The sequence below is a fragment of the Mechercharimyces sp. CAU 1602 genome (assembly GCF_024753565.1).
Taxonomy (GTDB): domain Bacteria; phylum Bacillota; class Bacilli; order Thermoactinomycetales; family JANTPT01; genus Mechercharimyces.
This window is the reverse complement of sequence record NZ_JANTPT010000004.1, coordinates 56557-75064: the sequence shown is the minus strand read 5'-3', so window position 1 is coordinate 75064 and position 18508 is coordinate 56557. Positions and strand designations below refer to the sequence as shown.

General features: G+C 43.5%; 17 protein-coding genes. 8 read left to right on the top strand and 9 right to left on the bottom strand.

Translation table 11 applies throughout. From position 1 onward, the window contains the following. Nucleotides 1-95: 95 nt before the first annotated feature. The 4 genes from NXZ84_RS14095 (at nt 96) to NXZ84_RS14080 (ending at nt 5317) form a co-directional block, all read left to right on the top strand. Entirely contained in the window at nt 96-2057 is a 1962-nt protein-coding gene (locus tag NXZ84_RS14095; protein ID WP_258840987.1) for a DHH family phosphoesterase, read from the top strand. 1 nt (nt 2058) lies between these two features. After that, nucleotides 2059-2505, top strand: coding sequence for a 50S ribosomal protein L9 (rplI, locus tag NXZ84_RS14090; protein ID WP_258840986.1), 447 nt, complete (start codon nt 2059-2061; stop codon nt 2503-2505). Between the two features lie 59 nt (nt 2506-2564). After that, nucleotides 2565-3911 (top strand): replicative DNA helicase, encoded by a 1347-nt coding sequence (gene dnaB / locus NXZ84_RS14085; protein WP_258840985.1) that lies wholly within the window; start codon nt 2565-2567, stop codon nt 3909-3911. A gap of 119 nt (nt 3912-4030) precedes the next feature. Beyond that, the gene (locus NXZ84_RS14080; protein WP_258840984.1) at nt 4031-5317 is read left to right on the top strand and encodes an adenylosuccinate synthase; all 1287 of its coding nucleotides are present in this window, start codon (nt 4031-4033) and stop codon (nt 5315-5317) included. A gap of 63 nt (nt 5318-5380) precedes the next feature. Here NXZ84_RS14080 and NXZ84_RS14075 read toward each other — a convergent pair whose 3' ends face one another. From NXZ84_RS14075 to yycF, 9 genes are all read right to left on the bottom strand, one after another. Beyond that, nucleotides 5381-6022: a sulfotransferase family protein gene (locus NXZ84_RS14075; RefSeq protein WP_258840983.1), complete on the bottom strand. Its 642-nt coding sequence runs from the start codon at nt 6020-6022 to the stop codon at nt 5381-5383. 85 nt (nt 6023-6107) lie between these two features. After that, the gene (gene rlmH / locus NXZ84_RS14070; protein WP_258840982.1) at nt 6108-6587 is read right to left on the bottom strand and encodes a 23S rRNA (pseudouridine(1915)-N(3))-methyltransferase RlmH; all 480 of its coding nucleotides are present in this window, start codon (nt 6585-6587) and stop codon (nt 6108-6110) included. Between the two features lie 40 nt (nt 6588-6627). Continuing rightward, nucleotides 6628-6810 (bottom strand): CxxH/CxxC protein, encoded by a 183-nt coding sequence (locus NXZ84_RS15255; RefSeq protein WP_396654049.1) that lies wholly within the window; start codon nt 6808-6810, stop codon nt 6628-6630. A gap of 89 nt (nt 6811-6899) precedes the next feature. Next, nucleotides 6900-8180, bottom strand: a complete 1281-nt coding sequence (locus NXZ84_RS14065; protein WP_258840981.1) for a S1C family serine protease — start codon at nt 8178-8180, stop codon at nt 6900-6902. A gap of 161 nt (nt 8181-8341) precedes the next feature. After that, nucleotides 8342-9157, bottom strand: a complete 816-nt coding sequence (locus NXZ84_RS14060; RefSeq protein WP_258840980.1) for an MBL fold metallo-hydrolase — start codon at nt 9155-9157, stop codon at nt 8342-8344. Nucleotides 9158-9176: 19 nt separating this feature from the next. Beyond that, nucleotides 9177-9929 (bottom strand): two-component system regulatory protein YycI, encoded by a 753-nt coding sequence (gene yycI / locus NXZ84_RS14055; protein ID WP_258840979.1) that lies wholly within the window; start codon nt 9927-9929, stop codon nt 9177-9179. Between the two features lie 13 nt (nt 9930-9942). Next, nucleotides 9943-11277, bottom strand: coding sequence for a two-component system activity regulator YycH (yycH, locus tag NXZ84_RS14050; protein WP_258840978.1), 1335 nt, complete (start codon nt 11275-11277; stop codon nt 9943-9945). Continuing rightward, entirely contained in the window at nt 11274-13124 is a 1851-nt protein-coding gene (locus tag NXZ84_RS14045) for a cell wall metabolism sensor histidine kinase WalK (protein ID WP_258840977.1), read from the bottom strand. The genes yycH and NXZ84_RS14045 overlap by 4 nt, the downstream gene beginning before the upstream one ends. Beyond that, nucleotides 13124-13840, bottom strand: a complete 717-nt coding sequence (gene yycF, locus NXZ84_RS14040; protein WP_258840976.1) for a response regulator YycF — start codon at nt 13838-13840, stop codon at nt 13124-13126. The genes NXZ84_RS14045 and yycF overlap by 1 nt, the downstream gene beginning before the upstream one ends. 288 nt (nt 13841-14128) lie before the next feature. Between yycF and NXZ84_RS14035 the strand changes: the two genes are divergently transcribed. From NXZ84_RS14035 to NXZ84_RS14020, 4 genes are all read left to right on the top strand, one after another. Then, complete coding sequence (locus NXZ84_RS14035) at nt 14129-14884, top strand: YheC/YheD family protein (protein ID WP_258840975.1); 756 nt, start codon at nt 14129-14131, stop codon at nt 14882-14884. A 311-nt stretch (nt 14885-15195) separates the two neighbouring features. Next, nucleotides 15196-15729 carry a hypothetical protein gene (locus NXZ84_RS14030; RefSeq protein ID WP_258840974.1) on the top strand — a complete coding sequence of 178 codons (534 nt, stop codon included), beginning with the start codon at nt 15196-15198 and terminating at the stop codon, nt 15727-15729. 363 nt (nt 15730-16092) lie between these two features. Continuing rightward, complete coding sequence (locus NXZ84_RS14025) at nt 16093-17853, top strand: sensor histidine kinase (RefSeq protein WP_258840973.1); 1761 nt, start codon at nt 16093-16095, stop codon at nt 17851-17853. A gap of 75 nt (nt 17854-17928) precedes the next feature. Further along, nucleotides 17929-18417 carry a YwhD family protein gene (locus NXZ84_RS14020; RefSeq protein ID WP_258840972.1) on the top strand — a complete coding sequence of 163 codons (489 nt, stop codon included), beginning with the start codon at nt 17929-17931 and terminating at the stop codon, nt 18415-18417. Nucleotides 18418-18508 lie beyond the last annotated feature (91 nt).

Genomic DNA, 18508 nt, shown 5'->3' with positions numbered 1-18508 from the left:
TACTCAACCTGTGACTCCTGGGTTAAAATAAGTTATGAGTGAAAAAGAACGAGAGTTGAATTAAATTATTCGGTGCAGGTCGAGGGGATGTGACCATGCCAAATTTTCTATTGCGGCGCTGGTACGGTTATCATATGATCGGTGTTCTCTGTTTTACACTCGTACTGATCGCAGGGTTAGCCGTTTATCACCAATATCTAGCTATCGTTGCTTTCAGCGGTTTCCTGTTGTTTGCCGCTTATTTGTATCGCGCGGAGCGTGCGTTTAGACTTGAATTACAAGAGTATATATTAACCTTGTCCCATCGGGTTAAAGGGGCAACGCAGACGACGATTGATGAAATACCGGTGGGTATTCTCTTGTATGATCGACACGATCGGATTGTTTGGCACAATCCTTATATTAAAGAAATGATGGACCAAGATTCTTTGGTGGGAGTAAAGGTAGAGGATGTTTTTCCTCTCCTCTTGTCGAAGAAACAGCAAGCTAACGAGTGGCGTATTTCTGTAGGTGATGCTACGTATCTTGTTTCTCAGTGGGAAGATGAACGTCTCTTCTTCTTTCAAAATGTAACACAATTAGCCATGCTAGAGCAGCAATATGAAGATGAACGTGTCGTATTTGGGTTTTTACACATGGATAATTATGAAGATGCAGGTCAGGGGATGGATGATCAAAACCGTGCGCTTTTGCTCACGAAAGTGACAAATACGATTTCCAACTGGGCACAACAGCATGATATCGTATTGCGTCGGTTTGATTCAGATAAATTCTTTCTAACCATGTCGCGTGCTACCTTAACAGACTTGGTACAAGAACAATTTGAGTTGCTAGATGAGATCCGTGAAATGACCCATCGTAACAAGATTCCAATCACTCTAAGCTTAGGAGTGTCTTCACATGGTACGAAGATGATTCCTCAGATGCAGACGGCACAATCTGCACTCGACATCGCTTTAGCTCGTGGAGGTGATCAGGCAGCCGTACATAACGGCGAACACATCACTTTTTTCGGTGGCAAGACAAATGCGGTGGAGAGGCGCACACGGGTACGTGCACGGGTAATCTCGCATGCGTTAACCAACCTGATTCGTGATAGTGAGCGTGTCTTGATCATGGGACATGCGGAACCGGACATGGATGCACTTGGGGCATCCATCGGTGTGTTGAAGGCGGTGCAGTCCTGCCAACGTGAGGGTCATATCGTTTTGGCAGAATCTAATCCTTCTATTGAACGTCTTCTGCAGTCCGTTTATCATCACGAGACGTTAAGCGATGCGATTCTCTCACCCGATCGTGCGCTCCAGATGTTAGACCGAGGAACGTTGGTTATATTGGTAGATACCCATAAGCCTTCTTTTGCGATCGAACCGCGCCTGATTGAGCGGGCAAACAAAGTAGTGGTGATTGATCATCATCGGCGCGGGGAAGAGTTTGTTACTGATCCAGTCTTAGTCTACTTAGAGCCATATGCATCATCTACCTGTGAACTGATTACTGAACTGCTGCAATATCAGGGTGATCGGATGGAGATGGACACACTGGAGGCCACTTCATTATTAGCAGGAATCGTGGTGGATACAAAAAGTTTTTCGTTTCGCGCAGGGTCACGGACGTTTGAAGCTGCTTCCTTTTTACGAAGCCATGGGGCCGATCTGACAATGGTGCAATCTCTTTTAAAAGAAGACATGGATCAATTTGTAAAACGTGCAGAGATTGTGAAAAACACAGAAGTGATTTACGATAAAGTAGCTGTAGCGATGGGGGAAGAAGGTGTTCGCTACGATCAGCTGCTGATTGCACAAACCGCAGATACCCTTTTAAATATGAACGGAATTGGTGCTTCTTTTGTTATCGGTTTGCGTGAAGATGAAAAGGTAGCGATCAGTGCTCGTTCGCAAGGTGATTTAAACGTACAGATGGTGATGGAACGGATGGGTGGCGGTGGTCATTTGACACATGCTGCTGTTCAGTTAGAAAATAAGACAGTACGTGAAGTACGTGAGCTACTATTAAAGCAATTGAAGAAGTTTTTGATGGAAGGGGAGGACACTTAACATGAAGGTGATCTTTCAACAAGATGTAAAAGGCAAGGGGAAAAAGGGAGAGGTTAAAGAGGTAGCAGATGGTTATGCGCGCAATTATCTATTACCCAACAAATTAGCGGTTCCAGCTTCTTCTGGAAATATAAATGATTTAAATGAAAAGAAAAAGCGCGAGCAGCGCCGAGCAGAAGAAGATTTACAGCAGGCAGAAAAGTTAGCGGAGACATTAGGGAAGTTGGAAATTGTGATAACGACTAAAGCCGGAGAAGGGGGACGCCTCTTCGGAGCCGTTACTTCAAAACAAATTAGTCAGCAGGTAATGAAAGATCACAGCATTAAGCTGGATAAGAAAAAGATTATGCTCGATGATCCGATTCGCCATCTTGGAGTGACCAAGGTTCCAGTGAAATTACACCCCAAAGTAACGGCTACCATTTCTGTCCAAGTGGTTGAGGAGTAAGGGGTAAGGCGCTCCACTTGCTATAGTGGGGCGCCTTTGTAGTTGTGGAGGAATAGAAGATGAGTGATGTATTCGCAGATCGGCTTCCTCCGCACAATGTGGAGGCGGAGCAAGCCGTTATTGGTTCAATTTTGATCGAAGCTGATGTATTGGCACAAGTGATGGAAAAGCTGCGGGCAGAGGATTTTTACCGCCAAGCCCATCAGCGTATTTTTGAAGTGATTGTTTATCTTACCGAACGGGCAGAGCCTGTAGACTTGGTTACGTTGACAGAGGAATTGCAAAACCGCAAGCAATTGGAGGAAGTGGGCGGGGTCTCTTATTTGACCGATATTGCAAATACCGTGCCAACGGCTGCCAATGTGGATCATTATGCACGCATAGTGGAAGAGAAGTCAATTTTACGGCGTTTAATTCGGACTGCAACACAGATTGCTGCTTCTGGATATGCGGCTGATCAAGAAACAGCAACGATTATTGATGAAGCCGAAAAACAGATATTAGAAATATCACAGACGCGCTCCACCAAATCCTTTATTCCGATTAGGGACATATTGATGGAAACTTTTGATCAGATCGAGTCTCTACACGAGAATCAGGGAAAGCTAACGGGGGTTCCATCGGGGTATACGGATTTGGATCGCATGACTTCTGGGTTTCAAAAATCAGACTTCATTATTTTAGCAGCGCGACCCAGTATGGGGAAAACAGCATTCGCCCTTAATGTGGCACAAAATGCTGCGGTGCGTGCAGGGGCTCCTGTAGCCATATTTAATCTGGAGATGTCAGCGTCGCAGATGGTTCAGCGGATGCTAGCCGCAGAAGGGAATATTGAGGCAGAGAAGTTTCGCACGGGTGGTTTTACTGAAGAGGACTGGGAGAAGTTGACGATGGCGATTGGAACTTTGTCAGAGGCAAATATTTATGTAGATGATACTCCGGGTGTTACGGTGTTTGATATACGAGCCAAATTGCGCCGTTTGAAAGCAGAGCATGGATTAGGCCTCGTCATGATTGACTACTTACAGTTAATTAATGGAACAGGAAAAGAGAGTCGTCAGCAGGAGATTTCACAAATCTCGCGTTCCCTAAAACTGATGGCTCGTGAGCTGGATGTACCTATTATGGCCCTGTCACAGCTATCTCGTGCAGTAGAACAACGACAAGATAAGAGACCGATGATGTCAGACCTGCGGGAATCTGGCTCCCTGGAGCAAGATGCAGATATTGTTTCTTTTCTTTATCGAGATGACTATTACGATGAAGAGTCAGAGAAGAAAAATATTGTGGAAGTGTTAATAAGTAAACAGCGGAATGGCCCAGTGGGGAAAGTTGAGCTTCTGTTTCTCAAACAGTACAGCAAATTTCTCAGTTTAGATTTACGTCATGACGAATCTTTAATGTGAACATTAATGTGATTCTTTAATAGATTGTTCGGTTTTTTGTTGACATTCCCGCTTAAAGTTGGATAGACTTAGGGTGATGTTCGGTTTACGGAAATAATCGCCGAAAGGGGAGACAGTTCATGTCGACAGTTGTAGTTGTGGGGACGCAGTGGGGCGATGAGGGAAAAGGGAAGATTACCGACTTTCTTGCAGAAGAAGCTGAAGTGGTAGCGCGCTATCAAGGTGGTAATAACGCTGGTCATACGATCGAATTTGGGGGAAAGCGTTACAAATTACACTTGATTCCGTCAGGGATATTTAATAAAGAAAAAGTATGCGTTTTAGGGAATGGGATGGTTCTTCATCCCGAAGCACTAGTAGAGGAGCTTCAGTACTTGCACGGTCATGGTGTGAAGACAGATGCATTGCGTATCTCTGATCGCGCACACGTCATAATGCCGTATCATATTCTCCTCGATCGTGCAGAAGAAAAGCATAAGGGAACGAGTAAGATTGGTACCACCGGTAAAGGGATTGGTCCTTGTTATATGGATAAGGCTGCGAGAGTAGGTATTCGCGTCTCTGATTTATTAGATGCAGACCGCTTCGCGACGAAGTTGAAACAGATGCTCGAAGATAAGAATCGTCTGTTGGAGCGCCTCTATGGTATAGAGGGTCTTACCTTTCAAGAGGTATATGATCCGTATATGAAATTAGCTGAACAAATTCGCCCACATGTGACGGATACCTCTGTGGTGCTTAATGACGCTATCGACGAGGGTAAGCGTGTTCTCTTTGAAGGGGCACAAGGTGTGATGTTGGATATTGATCAAGGCACGTACCCCTTTGTTACTTCCTCTAATCCTGTAGCTGGTGGAGTATGTATTGGTTCTGGAGTGGGACCAACAAAAATTCATCAGGTGGTTGGTGTGGCAAAAGCGTATACGACCCGGGTGGGAGACGGCCCTTTTCCGACAGAACTATTTGATGAAGTAGGCGATACAATTCGAGAAGTGGGGCGTGAGTACGGTACTACAACGGGGCGTGCGCGCCGTGTGGGTTGGTTTGACTCTGTTGTAGTACGCCATGCTCGCCGAGTAAGTGGAATTACAGGGTTATCGCTTAATTCGATTGATGTTCTCTCTGGATTGAAAGAGATACGTATCGGCGTCGCTTACCGTTATCATGGTAAGATTATTGAGAACTACCCTGCTGATCTTGATATTTTGGCAGAGTGTGAACCGGTGTATGAGACCCTCCCCGGTTGGGATGAAGATATTACGAGGGCAAAAAGCATAAGTGACCTTCCTTTAGCTGCACAACATTATGTGGAAAGGATTACTCACTTAACTGGAATCCCGCTAACGATGTTTTCTGTCGGCCCTGGTCGTGAACAGACGATTCGTGTGCGTCCAGTCTATGCATAATAAATATAGCCATGTATGAGGCTCCCTGTCGCTGGTGGCGACTGTGAGAGCCTTTTTTGTTTGTTAAAAAGTGTATCCATGTAACTCTATTTCTTTTTTGTAGTAGTGAGAAACCAAAGCGCGCTGTTGTGGTGTATATAATGAACGATAATGACGTGTTTGTGGACGGAAATTCCCCTTGGCACGGGGTAGCCAGTTATCAAACGGAACACCAATATTTTTACATATTTTCTGTAAATCTTCATTTAAGTTTTCGAAACGACCGATATAGTCGACAGCAATGGTATCATCGATGGTATAGAGAGGGTAGTTAAACTGTCGTTTATACCAACCCTCGCTAAAAAACTGTTCAAAAGAACTAAAAGAGAACGGAACGGTGGGATCTTCATTCAAGTAATAATAGGAGGAAACTACTTTATCCCAAGGATTGCGATCAAAACAAAACTTGTAGTAGCTGTTCCACACTTTATTACCGACCAATACTTTTACTTCTGAAGCGGGTATATGATTGTATAGCTCTATTCCTTTTAGTGAGTAATTTTGTGCCTGTTTTCCTACAGAGAAGCGAATCTTCTCGTCTGCGAGTGAAATAGGTGTGAGTATATCTTTCGGACCGCAGAATCGAGATAATGATATTTCGATGCTGGTACCCGCTGTCTTCCTCGTTTTTAGAAAGATAAATTTATGGCGATGTGACAAAATCATGGGATATAACCTCCTGCTTGATCACTGATACCATATTTATGTGAGCAATTAGGGGGTTATACGGGGGAAGAGAGGGCAGATAGAGCTACTTATGGTATGTCTCCCCACGGTTAATCTTAAAGGTGCGGTAGATTTGCTCCAGGAGGAGGATGCGGGTAAGTTGATGAGGGAAGGTCATAGCGGACAAGGATAGCTTGAGGTGTGCGACCTTTTTTATTTCCGGGGAAAGTCCATAGGAACCGCCGATGATGAAGTTAAGACGACTATTTCCGTAAGTAGAGAGCTTATCCAGCTGTCGGGCGAGCTTTTCGGAAGAGAGGGATTCTCCTTCGATCGCCAGTGCAATGTGGTAGGTATCGGGAGAGAGATGTTTTAAAATACGTTCCCCCTCTTTCTGTTTGATATGTTGGATCACAGCCTCATGAGGGGGTTCAGTTAGTTTCTCTTCCGCTATTTCTATTACTTTCGTTTTGGAGTAGGCGCTAAGCCGTTTCAGATATTCAGCTTCAGCCTTTTTAAGATAGGATTCCTTTAGTTTTCCTACTGTAATAAGTTGAATTTGCATCGTAACTTTCTCCTTTATCTCATTCAGTAGACGCATTCTTTTATATATCGTTTCTCTCGCTCCAAGTGCATATATATACAGCGATTTTATCACATGTGTAACAGGGATGACTGTTGTTTTCCTCTAGTTTGTCCAATTCAGGGCATGCATGTAGTAAATCAATAATGTCATCTAGGGCAGGTTCAAGGTGTTCGTCACAAGTATATAAGGGTTGTTGAATCATATTCATCTAGTCGTCTCCTAACTATAAGAGGGTATGTAATATCAGAGAAATCCCCCTGCCATGTAAGATGGCGAGGGGGAGTGAAAAAACTACTGTTTTGCTTCCACAAGTGAAAGGGAGGCTGATTTCTTTTCGCCGTTGCGATAGAGGGTAATATTTATTTTTTCCCCTACTTTGGTTTCATCTTGCAAGTGATTACGCAGTTCTGCGATAGAATCAATCGTCGTCCCATTAATACCTACGATCACATCTAATCGTTTCAACCCTGCTTTACTGGCAGGTGATCCGGATTGCACACCATTTACAACAACTCCGCTAACCACTTCATCGGGCAGGTTGAGGCGTGAACGCTGATATTGGGAGAGGGATTGAACATTGATCGGTATGATGCCGATATAAGGACGAACCACACGTCCGTATTCGATCAGATTGGAGATAAGCGGTTCGGCATCTTTAGAAGGAATGGCAAAGCCCATCCCTTCAACTTCTGGTAAGGAAATCTTAATACTATTGATTCCGATCACTTGTCCTGCGGTATTGACAAGTGCTCCGCCACTGTTACCAGGGTTGATGGCAGCATCTGTTTGAATGACATCCATCGTCAACATACCTTGCTCAATTTCAAATGAGCGGTGAGGTGCACTTACGACCCCTACGGTAACCGATTGGGAAAACTCTAGTCCGAGCGGATTCCCGATAGCGATTGCAGGTTCCCCTGCCTTAAGGGCATCGGAATCACCAAACTCAGCAACAGCTGATACGTATTTAGAGGGAATCTCCAATACGGCTAGATCAGAGTTTTGATCAGCTCCCAAAACCTTAGCTTCTACTCGCTGTACTTCTTCCTCACTATCATTCATAAAGACGACTTCTACATAGCTTGAATCCTTGATCACATGGGCATTGGTAACTACGCGAGCAGTATCGCCTTCTTTATAAAACACCACTCCGGAACCTGTGCCCTGTACTTCGCCTGCGCCTGAACTGGGACCGGAGAAGTTTAAAATACCGACGACTGCCGGTCGTACTTTTTCTACTGCCTTAATAATATCTGAGTTCACATCTACGCTCAGCTCTTCTTTTTTGGTTGTAACCTCTTCTTTGTTTCCTTGGTTGGCAGAAGAGATCACTCCTGCTTGCAATAAACCGAACAAGGATCCTCCGACAAGTAAAGCGGCCAGTAGGGCGGAGATCACCCCGGTTAAAATCATCGCTGTCCAGTTGGTTGAAGGTTTGCTTGCATGAATCTCCCTGTGACCTTCGTCAGGTGGTGGGGAGGGTGAAAAATCTTCTTCTGGACTTGGCGGATGCTCTTGTGACGAACGCTCTTTTTCCTTGTTTGGATCGTCGGGATAATTAAAGTAGTCCATTCTACTTCCCCCTTTACCATTCGACTTCATCATTCCCTGGCAAAAACTTGTTTATACCAATTGGAGATGCTCATGGATATTATAACGTTAATTGTGTAAGGGTCGTATACAATTCCTATAAAAAAGTGGTGTTCACCTTGGGCAGCACTAGTCTTAAAATGCTATGAGAGACGAGCAACTGCTTGTCCACGAACCGGCCGCAGAGGAGTGGGGCGATCATGATAAGTGGGATAGAGAAAGAGATCCTCTCCAATGCGTAAATGAGCCTCCTCTAATCGTTCCTTTACAGTCATATGGGCTAGTTCCATCAAATTGTTATCAAGACTGAGGTGGGAAAGGTATACCTGTTCTCCCTCGCCGCGTAAGATTTCTACTAATGCTTCAGCTGCATCTACATTGGAAAGGTGCCCGGTATCACTGAGAATACGACGTTTAATATTCCAAGGATAAGAACCCATTCGGAGCATGTCTGTATCGTGGTTAGATTCAAAGATTAACGTATCTACCCCGCGGACATGCTCTATCATTTGTTGATTTATATAACCTGTATCAGTGATGAGACCGAGCGATGTTTCCTCACAGCTAAAGCGGAATCCTAAAGGGTCTGCGGCATCGTGAGAAATGGAGAAAGGGGTGACGGAGAGCGTGCCAATATTGAAGGTGGAATGAGCTTCAATCAGTTTGCGCAACGAAGGGTCGATCGACCCTACAGATGAGGGGAGTGCATCCCAGGTGCCTTGGTTGATATAGAGAGGGAGTTGATAACGTCGCGATAATACACCCATTCCTTTTACATGATCGATGTGCTCATGAGTGATGACGAGGGCGGTTAGTGAATCAGGCGCAATTCCTATCGAGGATAAATGTTTTTCAATCTGCTTGCCACTCAGACCGGCATCGATCAAAATACGGGTATTAGCGCTTTCCACATAGATAGCATTCCCCGTACTTCCGCTTGCTAAGATACTTACATTCATGCTTGTCCCTCCTTTTATATTAGTTTTTGTCTTTGACGGAGGGTACTGTTTCTACATCCCCGTAAAAGGCATTAACGTAAAAAGCATTTCCTTTTGCAATCGTAAATCGCCACGATGGGAGTAGGTCATACGTCTGTGCTTCATAATTTTTGCCGTGATAGCCAAGACGTATGTCAGAGATGACCGATCCATCAGGAATGTCTCCTCTTTCTATCAGAGCGAAAAGCGCACTTTGTGCTGAATAGATTGCTTCTTTGGAACGGCTCTCTTCTGTAATGTCGAAAGGAACCCAGTGCATGGAAGTGATCTGTTTCTCTTTTAACTGAACGGACAGGGTAGCATCAAATAAGGGGAGATCATCCCACTGTTGCTGGTACACATAGCGACTGGAAGTAGAAGAGAACGTATCAAGTTCGTAATTGTCGAAGTCGGGTACATATTCTTCTAATACTGTCCCTATCTCTTTGCTGTCCTTTACAGCGATCGGGTTTTCAGGCGTCTGTTTAAAATAGTTATCATGAGCCTCCCATGAATCATCGACATTCTTAAGTGTTGCTTTTAATATCATTTCATCTGGTTTCACCTCAGGAAGTTCCGTATCTAGACGGATATTTCCTTCTTCCATCAACTGTTCTAGTTCACGTAGTGTGATGTTATGCGCATCAGTCAGTTCTAGCGTCTTTTCCCACGTCTGATAGACTTGAATCGCTAAAAAGAGGTTAAGTGCAGCAAAGGCGATAATCAGAATGGTTTTTGCTCGATTCCAATCCATTGCTAGTGCCTCCTTAAGACGCGGGGAGTAATTGCTCTGCCCCATTTTGTAAGATGATCACCCATACGGGCTCTAACTCAATCTTTGATTGAGTGATGTTAGCACGATAGCCTGGAAAGAGCTCTCGTACTTGTTCTGTTTTGATTTTTTGAGAAGCAAGGAGTTTTTCCAAATTCTTGCCACCTACCATGGTAGTGATGCTATCCACTTTCTCATCATTGACGAAGTAGAGCAACGAGCGCTTATACTCGATCAATCTTTCCGATGGTGATCCCTTTAGTAGAATGGTGGTGGGTCCTGGAGCCGACTCGTCAGGAGCATATATCGGTTGTCCGTGAGCAATGAGACGGAATTGATAAGCATAGGTGTCATCATTAGGATCACGTTCAATTTTATCGAGATGGTAATCTCCTGTCCATCCATTATGTTTATTGATGGAGCTATTAAGTGCACGCAACTCCTCTGCTAGTGTAGCGGTGGATGGATCTGTTGCAGGAGGATCCTGGAAGTGCATCGTGTTCTTTTTTTCATAGTAAGTAAGCTTTCGATTTTTATAGCGGTATACAACACTGCTTTCAAACGGAAAGCGACTGGCAGCAGGGTCTAGAAGCCAGTTCTTCATATCTTTAATCTCAATTTTTTTGAGTGGATAACTACGAGTTGGTTGTTTTTGCTCTGCTTTAGGTATATAAAAGGCACGTGGATAAAGAACCTGTTGTTCAGATAGTTTTTCTTGTCGCAATGGATCGTTTGTAAAGATAGGCGATACTTCTACTAGCTCTTGACTGCGGAGTGCAGCAAACCATTGGTCTAGATGTTGGATTTTACTTTTTGCGATTAGTACCTGCTCCTCATCATCGGAAATAAACCACGTTTGTACGGAATTTGTCTCCTCGTCAATCGTTATCCAGAGTCGATCTATTACTTTGATTTCATTTATAGATAGTGGTGAATCAAATAGAGCATCAATGGTCTCGATGGGAACTCCGCGGATAAAACGTAATTCAATTCCTTCTTCTTTATTGTAGAGTTGATTCCAGTCAATCGCAGTGGGTCGGTACAACACAGGCGTCTGCTCTAAACGATTGTGATGAATTTTGCTTAACAGATCGAGATATAAACTATTTTCTGTCGTCAAGCGAAATGTGTTTCCACGGTCATGAAAAAACATCTGATGAGGAGCGGTTATTTCGAATAAAGGTTTACTCTCTTTTCCTAATGGTGGACTTAAATAATCGCCCCGAGTACTCTCTTCGTAGGAAGGTGAGCTGTACCATAATGTACCGGTTAATGTAATGCTTAATAGAATGAGGGTTGTCAAAAGGGCTGACTTTAAATGTTCTCTCATGTTCGCACCTCCGCTTCACATGACGGGAGGGTAAACGTGACGGTTGTTCCCTCTCCTTCTACACTTTCAATCCAGATATCCCCTTCATGGGCGTGAATAATTTCCTGGGCAATAGAGAGGCCGAGCCCTGTCCCCCCCATGCTACGTGAACGGGCTTTATCTACTCGATAAAAGCGTTCGAAGATGCGCTTTAGATCAGACTGAGGAATTCCGATGCCAGTATCCTGAATGGAAATTTGTACGGCGCCATCTGCTCTGCGATAGGCGGAAAGGTGAATGGATTCCCCCTCGGGGGTATACTTGACAGCATTGGAGAGCAGATTATCCAACACCTGATTCACCCTATCGCTATCGATGTATACTTTGGGTAGATTTTTTGCGAACGAAAGTCGAAACGTAATCTGCTTTTGTTGTAAAGGAACAGCAAAGCGGTCTGCCACCGCTTCCAAATGATTTTTGATATACATCGGCTGCCGCTGTAAGCGGATTTTTTTGGCATCTAAGCGGGAGAGTTGTAGTAAATCTGAGATTAATCGTGTCATCCTCTCCCCCTCTTGATGAGCGACACCTGTGAAGCGACGAGCAAGCTCTGGATCATCCAAGGCTCCATCTTGTAATGCTTCTAAATAGCTGATGATCGTAGTTAATGGGGTGCGGAGCTCATGAGAAACATTAGCGACAAATTCTTTTCGCTGTTGGTCAAGTCGTTCTTCTTCGGTTACGTCTTGTAAAACCGCAATAAACCCGGCTTCCTCCTGATTAGGACGACGAATAGGAGTAAGGGTAACTTTTATAATGAGAGGATGATCTTCACCTTCCCGTTCTAGCTCTAAGAGAGTTTCCTTATGTTCTAGCAAGGGCAGGGAAGTAAACCCAGGCAACGCTAAGGTGTTAAAAAAAGAGTCGCCCAATCGAAGAGAGCGTTGTAATATCTCTTCTGCCCGTTGATTCCATACAATGAGGTATCCATTTGCATCGGCTGCGAGAACACCATCACTCATATTAGAAAGGACGGATGCTAACTTTCGTTTCTCCTCCTCTTTTTGTGTGAGAGCCTCCCGCAAGTGAGCTGCTAAGTCATTAAAAGCAATACCTAATCGGCCGATTTCATCTACACTTTTAACTTTTACACGACGCTCAAAGTCCCCACTTGCCATCGCAGCCGCTTGATTGGTAATCTCTTTAACTGGATTTGTAATGGTTCGAGCTAATATAAATCCTAAGAGTGCAGTTAACAGTACAGTAAAAATGGTAATGTTGACAAGGATACGGTTGATCCTAAGGATGGTATCATAAACCTCTTCTAACGATGCTTCAATATAGACAGCTCCAATAATTCTACCCTCTTCTTTAATCGGCATGGTATACACCTGTACGCGATTGCCATAACTATTTATGCGAATAGAAGCCTCTTCTTGTCCGTTGATGGCGTTGTTGGCTCGAATATTTCGCTGTCCGACGATCTCTTCTTTTTGTGAAGTTGAGGTTGCCCCTAGAATAATTCCTTCCTGATTAAGTACTTGGAGGCTGGCGCCTCCTTCACTGGATGTGCCCTGACCTAAAACGAAGAGATCATCAATTAAGTCGTTGATCTCCTCTTGTTCGGCATCTTGTGATGTAGGGGGCTTTAAAATAAATTCTTTCAAAGCTTCAGATTCAGATAGCAGATTTGCTTGAAAGTAGAGGTTATTTTTGAACTCCTCGTTGATATAGTAACGCTCTAACTCGCGAAAAAAGTATACACCGATCAATTGCATAGAGATTAAGATCAGTGAAATATATATAAAGACCAATTTCCATTGGACACTATTAAGCTTAGAAAACGCTTCTTTTATTTTGTGTATCATTAGGTAGCAGCCTTTGGATCGCGCATCGTGTATCCGATACCGCGCCGAGTAATAATATATTGGGGATGACTCGGATTTTCTTCTATCTTTTCTCTCAGACGACGAATGGTTACATCGACGGTACGAACATCACCGAAATAATCGTATCCCCATACAGATTGGAGTAAATGCTCTCTTGTCAATACTTGAGCGGCATGTTTTGCCATATAGAGGAGCAACTCAAATTCACGGTGAGTAAGGTCGATTAAAGCCCCTTCCTTCTTAACCGTGTAGCGTCCTTCGTCGATGAGGAGTTCTCCTACTTGAATGGCATCAGCTTCGGTAGAAGGGTGAGTGCCGGTAGAAGATGAAGTAGATGAACGGCGCAAATTTGCCTTGATACGGGCAAGGAGCTCGCGATTGCTAAATGGCTTCGTCACATAATCATCCGCCCCTAGCTCCAATCCGAGTACTTTATCTACCTCAGAGTCTTTTGCAGTAACTATAATAATAGGGAGTGAATACTTTTGTCGTACTTGCCGACAAATTTCAATGCCATCTGCACCGGGTAGCATGAGATCTAGCAATAGGAGATCGGGTGGGTGAGTCATAATTTTTTGTAATGCTTCCTGGCCATCGTGGATACACTCTACTTCATACCCTTCCTTCGATAGGTTGAATTGGATAATGTCTGCGATGGGCTTTTCATCTTCAACAACCATAATGCGTGCACTCATGAGAAGTCCCCCTTATATCGTTCGCTCTCTCCTCGATCCTATCTATTCTCAGTTATAACCAGAAACAAATACTGCTAGTCGGAAAAAGATAGTCGTGTTATTTGTCCTATCATCCCCCTTGGCTGAAGGGAGATGAATAATACTCTCTGGTAGACGAGGTAGTCGATGTGATGATTTCTTATCTCATTTTACCACATTGTTTAAATAGGCGATCAGCTGGGTCCAGAGAAAGAGGATGTGAATAGCATATCTTGATGAAGATGTGTACAAGGAGGGAGAGGGAGAAGCATGAGATATCGAAATTATCGACAAGTGGCATCCAAAATGTCCAAAACGAAAGTGTTAGAAGATAATGCAATGGTGCAGACGTATATACCGGAGACTCAATGGCTAAATGCAGGTTCACTAAAAAATATGAGCGATCGTTACCCGTTACTTTTTGTCAAGCCGGATAAGGGGGGCGGTGGAGTCGGAGTAATACGGATTCGTCGTATTAGTTTGACGCTCTTTGAGGTGCGGTACCGTCGTTTGCAGCAACGCGTTGAAAGAGATGGGCTGTATGAACAGGTGTGGAAGTGGATGTTAAAAGGGAGAAAATATTTGGTGCAACGAGGCATAGAAAGTGTGAGTTATCAAGGGAGACCATTTGATTATCGCATATTGCTGCAACGACCAGCAGGGAAATGGCAAATTTCAGGGATGATTGCTAAGGTTGCAGCTCCCGGTGAAATAGTGACGAATAGCCGCAAAGGGCGCAGTGCTCTTTCGGTTGAAAAGTCACTTTCATATTTCACTCCCAGTCCCGCCTATCAAAAGCTGCTTTGTGAAGAGTTAAGGGATCTTTCATTCAATGTGGCGAGTGTCTTGGAGAAGCGTTATGCAGGATTAAAAGAGCTAGGAATTGATCTTGGTTTGGATCAAGAGGGGCGTTTTTGGATTTATGAGGTGAATACAAGCCCTCAATTCCATATATTTTCTCATTTATCTAATAAAGGGACTTACCATTTAATTATGAAAAATCATCGAAAAATAATCTCGTCTTGAGCGGGAAAAGGGTAGCACAAGGGAGAATGAAATAGTAATCAAATATGCATACAATTATGCTAAAACGACAAAAAAGAATGAGGAGCGAGTGGGACATTTTTTACCGTCGAAAAAAAAATGAGCAAAATTACAAGAATCGAACCAATTCGACAGAAACTATCATTGAAATTATATTATTACAGTTGATAAAATAATGATAGAAAAAAGAATATAATTGGTTTTGTGATTTGTCGCTCTTCATTTTAGTTGGACAACCTATATTCATGAAGATTGAATCGGCTCTAATGAAAAATCGAATGGGGGGATGTACTGTGTCAATCACAGTAGGTGTCTATATTGGAAAAAAGGATCGTTTACTCCGTTACTGGTATGATATGTTGCCAAAAGGTCAATTTTCGATTCTGGTGAAGTATTGTATTCAATCATATTTGCGTGGGAAGTATTTTCCGCTAGACTCGATTACTGATCCGACAGCTTTCATGGAACAATTACAAAAACAAATAAAGCTGGCACCGACGCAGCGCAATGTGACGTTTTCCTCTGAAGACGGATCGCTGTATCAGTGGGTGATGGAATTGGAAAATGGATATCGGAGCGAAGAAATCAAGAACATTTTGAAAGAAACAGTACAGCAAACATTGATGAGTGTGCCTCAAACGAGCCTCCCCACTAATGGAATGCGTCAGGCAACGACAGATCCTGTACGTGATTTTTCTGGAGTGCGCACTCATGAGGTGTCGCAATGGAAAGATTCTTTCGCAGGAAGAGAGGAGACAGCAGCGACAACAGGACAAGGGAATACTCGTGAAATAGAGCATCAACAGATATTGAATCAGTTGGGATAGGGAATATACAATCCTTCTTGTTGAGGGACAGGAAGGGTTTATCTCTTTTTTCTCTCACTCATTTACATTTTCAACTGGTTTAAGTGCTTCCCTTTGTGGTAGTCTGAATCATATGTGAAGGTCAGTATGGATACATAAACACAAAAAGAGCCCAATGTTGCAGCAAGAGAGTATTCTCTTGCTCTTTCGTTGTGTCTTGACGAGAAGCTTTGGCAGGCAGAAGCCCTCTTTAATTGCTTGCGGTATATGAGGGGAACGATTTTATCCAGCTTAAGTGATGAAAAGCAGGGATTGTTAAGGGAGATATGGAAAGGAATTAGAACATATGGAAATCATGGTCATCCTCAAGGAGTGGGAATGTAAATGAGTGGTAACTCCATTGGAGAGGTGATAGGTACTAGTCAAGCGGAACTCATATGGATTTTCTCTGCGCTGGCGCTGGGAATCGGATTCTTGTTGTTTATTTTATGGACAGCACGGGCGGGATATGTGGAGTCATTTCGCATTTCTAGAAAGAGATCATATCTGAGTGTGGGGATCGTCTTATGTATTATTGTTGGCTTTGATTTAGTGGCACCTTTGAGTGAGGCTTGGACCATCGGTCTATATTTGATGATTGCCTCTTTGCTCATGACAACTCTGACACAACCGCCATATTGGTTCATTGGCTCCCTCTTCTATCTTTCATTCTGGGTGATGCGTGGAGTTGAGAACGGGTTTAGTGAAAGTGGCCCTATTTTTTTTATGGGCTCTATCGCACTGTTAGCTATTTTGCTTTGGACAGGTGGAATCATTCAACGCACAAGAGTACAAATACAGCAGATGAAAGTAGAAAACCAAGAGTTATTACAGACTGTGAATGAAGCATATCGGCGACTACATGATTATATAGACGAGTTAGAAGATACTTCGCGTCGTGATTACCTGACAGGACTTTATAATCTGAGTGGATTTCAAGAACAAGTGACCCGCAGTTTAGCGAGGTGTGTATCTGAGCAATCGTATCATGTCATCTGTTTTGATCTGGTTGATTTTCAACAGGTAAATGTGCGGGAGGGCATGGATGCGGGAGATGAGTTACTCGTACGCTTAGCACGCCAATTAAAGAAAGATCTTCCCCCTTATGCTCAAGTAGCACGTTATGACGGTGATCAGTTTGCTATTGGCATTATCGGTGATGAGACAGTTTTGCGACATTGTTTGGAAAAAGTGGAGAACGTTATTGCAAGTATGCGAACGGAACGTACCATTATCAATTACTGTCAAGGAGCAGCTACTTATCCGGAAGAAGCAAAGTCCGCTTCTAATTTAATTCGTTTGGCTGAGAAAAGGCTTTCTATCCAACAGCAGCGTATTCGCCATCAAGTAGAAGAGCGGCGGCGTCACTTAGAAAAACTATCGGCGGTAGGTCAATTGGCTGCGGGATTAGCACATGAGATTCGCAATCCACTCACCTCTATTCGTGGATTTATTCAAATATCAGCTAAAGAATCGGAGGAAATGAGGAAATGGGAGTCGATTATTCTTCCAGAGATTGATCGCATCAATGACTTATTGCGTCAGTTCCTTCATTTAAGCGATAAAAAACCGGCCAAGTTTACATGGATTGAATTAGACTCATTAATTGAGGATGTTGTCCAGTTAATGACTCCAAAAGCTTTTTTAATGGGGCATGAACTGGTTCCTCAGGCTCCGACTCATCCACTTCAAATGGAAGCAGATCCAGAACAATTAAAGCAAGTGATGATAAACTTGATGCAAAATGCACTCGAATCATTAGGAGATCGAGGTGCGGTGTGGATCAGGTGGAAAGAGTTAAGAGATCGGATCAGTATTCGAATTGAGGATAATGGGAATGGAATTCAACCAGAATACATGTCACGTATCTTCGACCCTTTTTTTACTACCAAAGGGGATGGAACGGGAATGGGTCTTTCCATTTGTCATCGTATCGTTTCTGAACACGGGGGACATATTCATGTTACGAGTCAGCCGGGTCGCGGTACCACTTTTAATATTCACTTACCTATTCGTCAGTCTAGTCGAGTACAGACGGATACGAACGGTGCTTCTGAGATGAAGGGGCATGATGAGATGATGTTAGAAGCGTCTACAATGGAATAGCAGGCCGATGAACGCACCTTTTGCATGTACAAGTAGAGCTACGGTACAATCAAGTAAGAAAGGAGGCGTTCCAATATGGCAGACAAAAAGAAGAATCAATTTAATATTCTCCGTGATGATGCCACGACACATGGAGGTTATCATACAGGTACGTTTAATTTAAGTGACTTATCCTCTGTACTGGTAGATCAAGATACGGCTAAGATCGACTTAGGGTTGATTCACGCGAAAAGTCGCGTGGAGCGAGGCATTAAATTTTCACCTGATGAGGAAACAGCTAAAGATGGAAAGACATATTGGATTGTTTGGGTAAGTATTAGTCGTAATGAGGAAGGTCCGTATTATGCGGGTGTGACAGCATGTCCCATGCGGATCAATCATGAAACGCGGCAGGGTTGGAAAAATCTCGCTTACCATGTAAATCGCATGGATGATGCATTAAAAGGAAAAGTCAAGCTGGATGGACTGGATGAGCGTGAAAAAGAGGCTCTTAAGAAATTATTGGTTACAAATGATGAGGCGATGTGGGAGCGTTCACTTGCGGTACAGCAGGCATTACAATAGTAAAAATGAACGCTGTGTGACGAATATCGTCTTTTGCTTGTCGTGGTTAAGGGTTAGCTGTAGACTAAAGAAGAGATATGTGATTAAGATA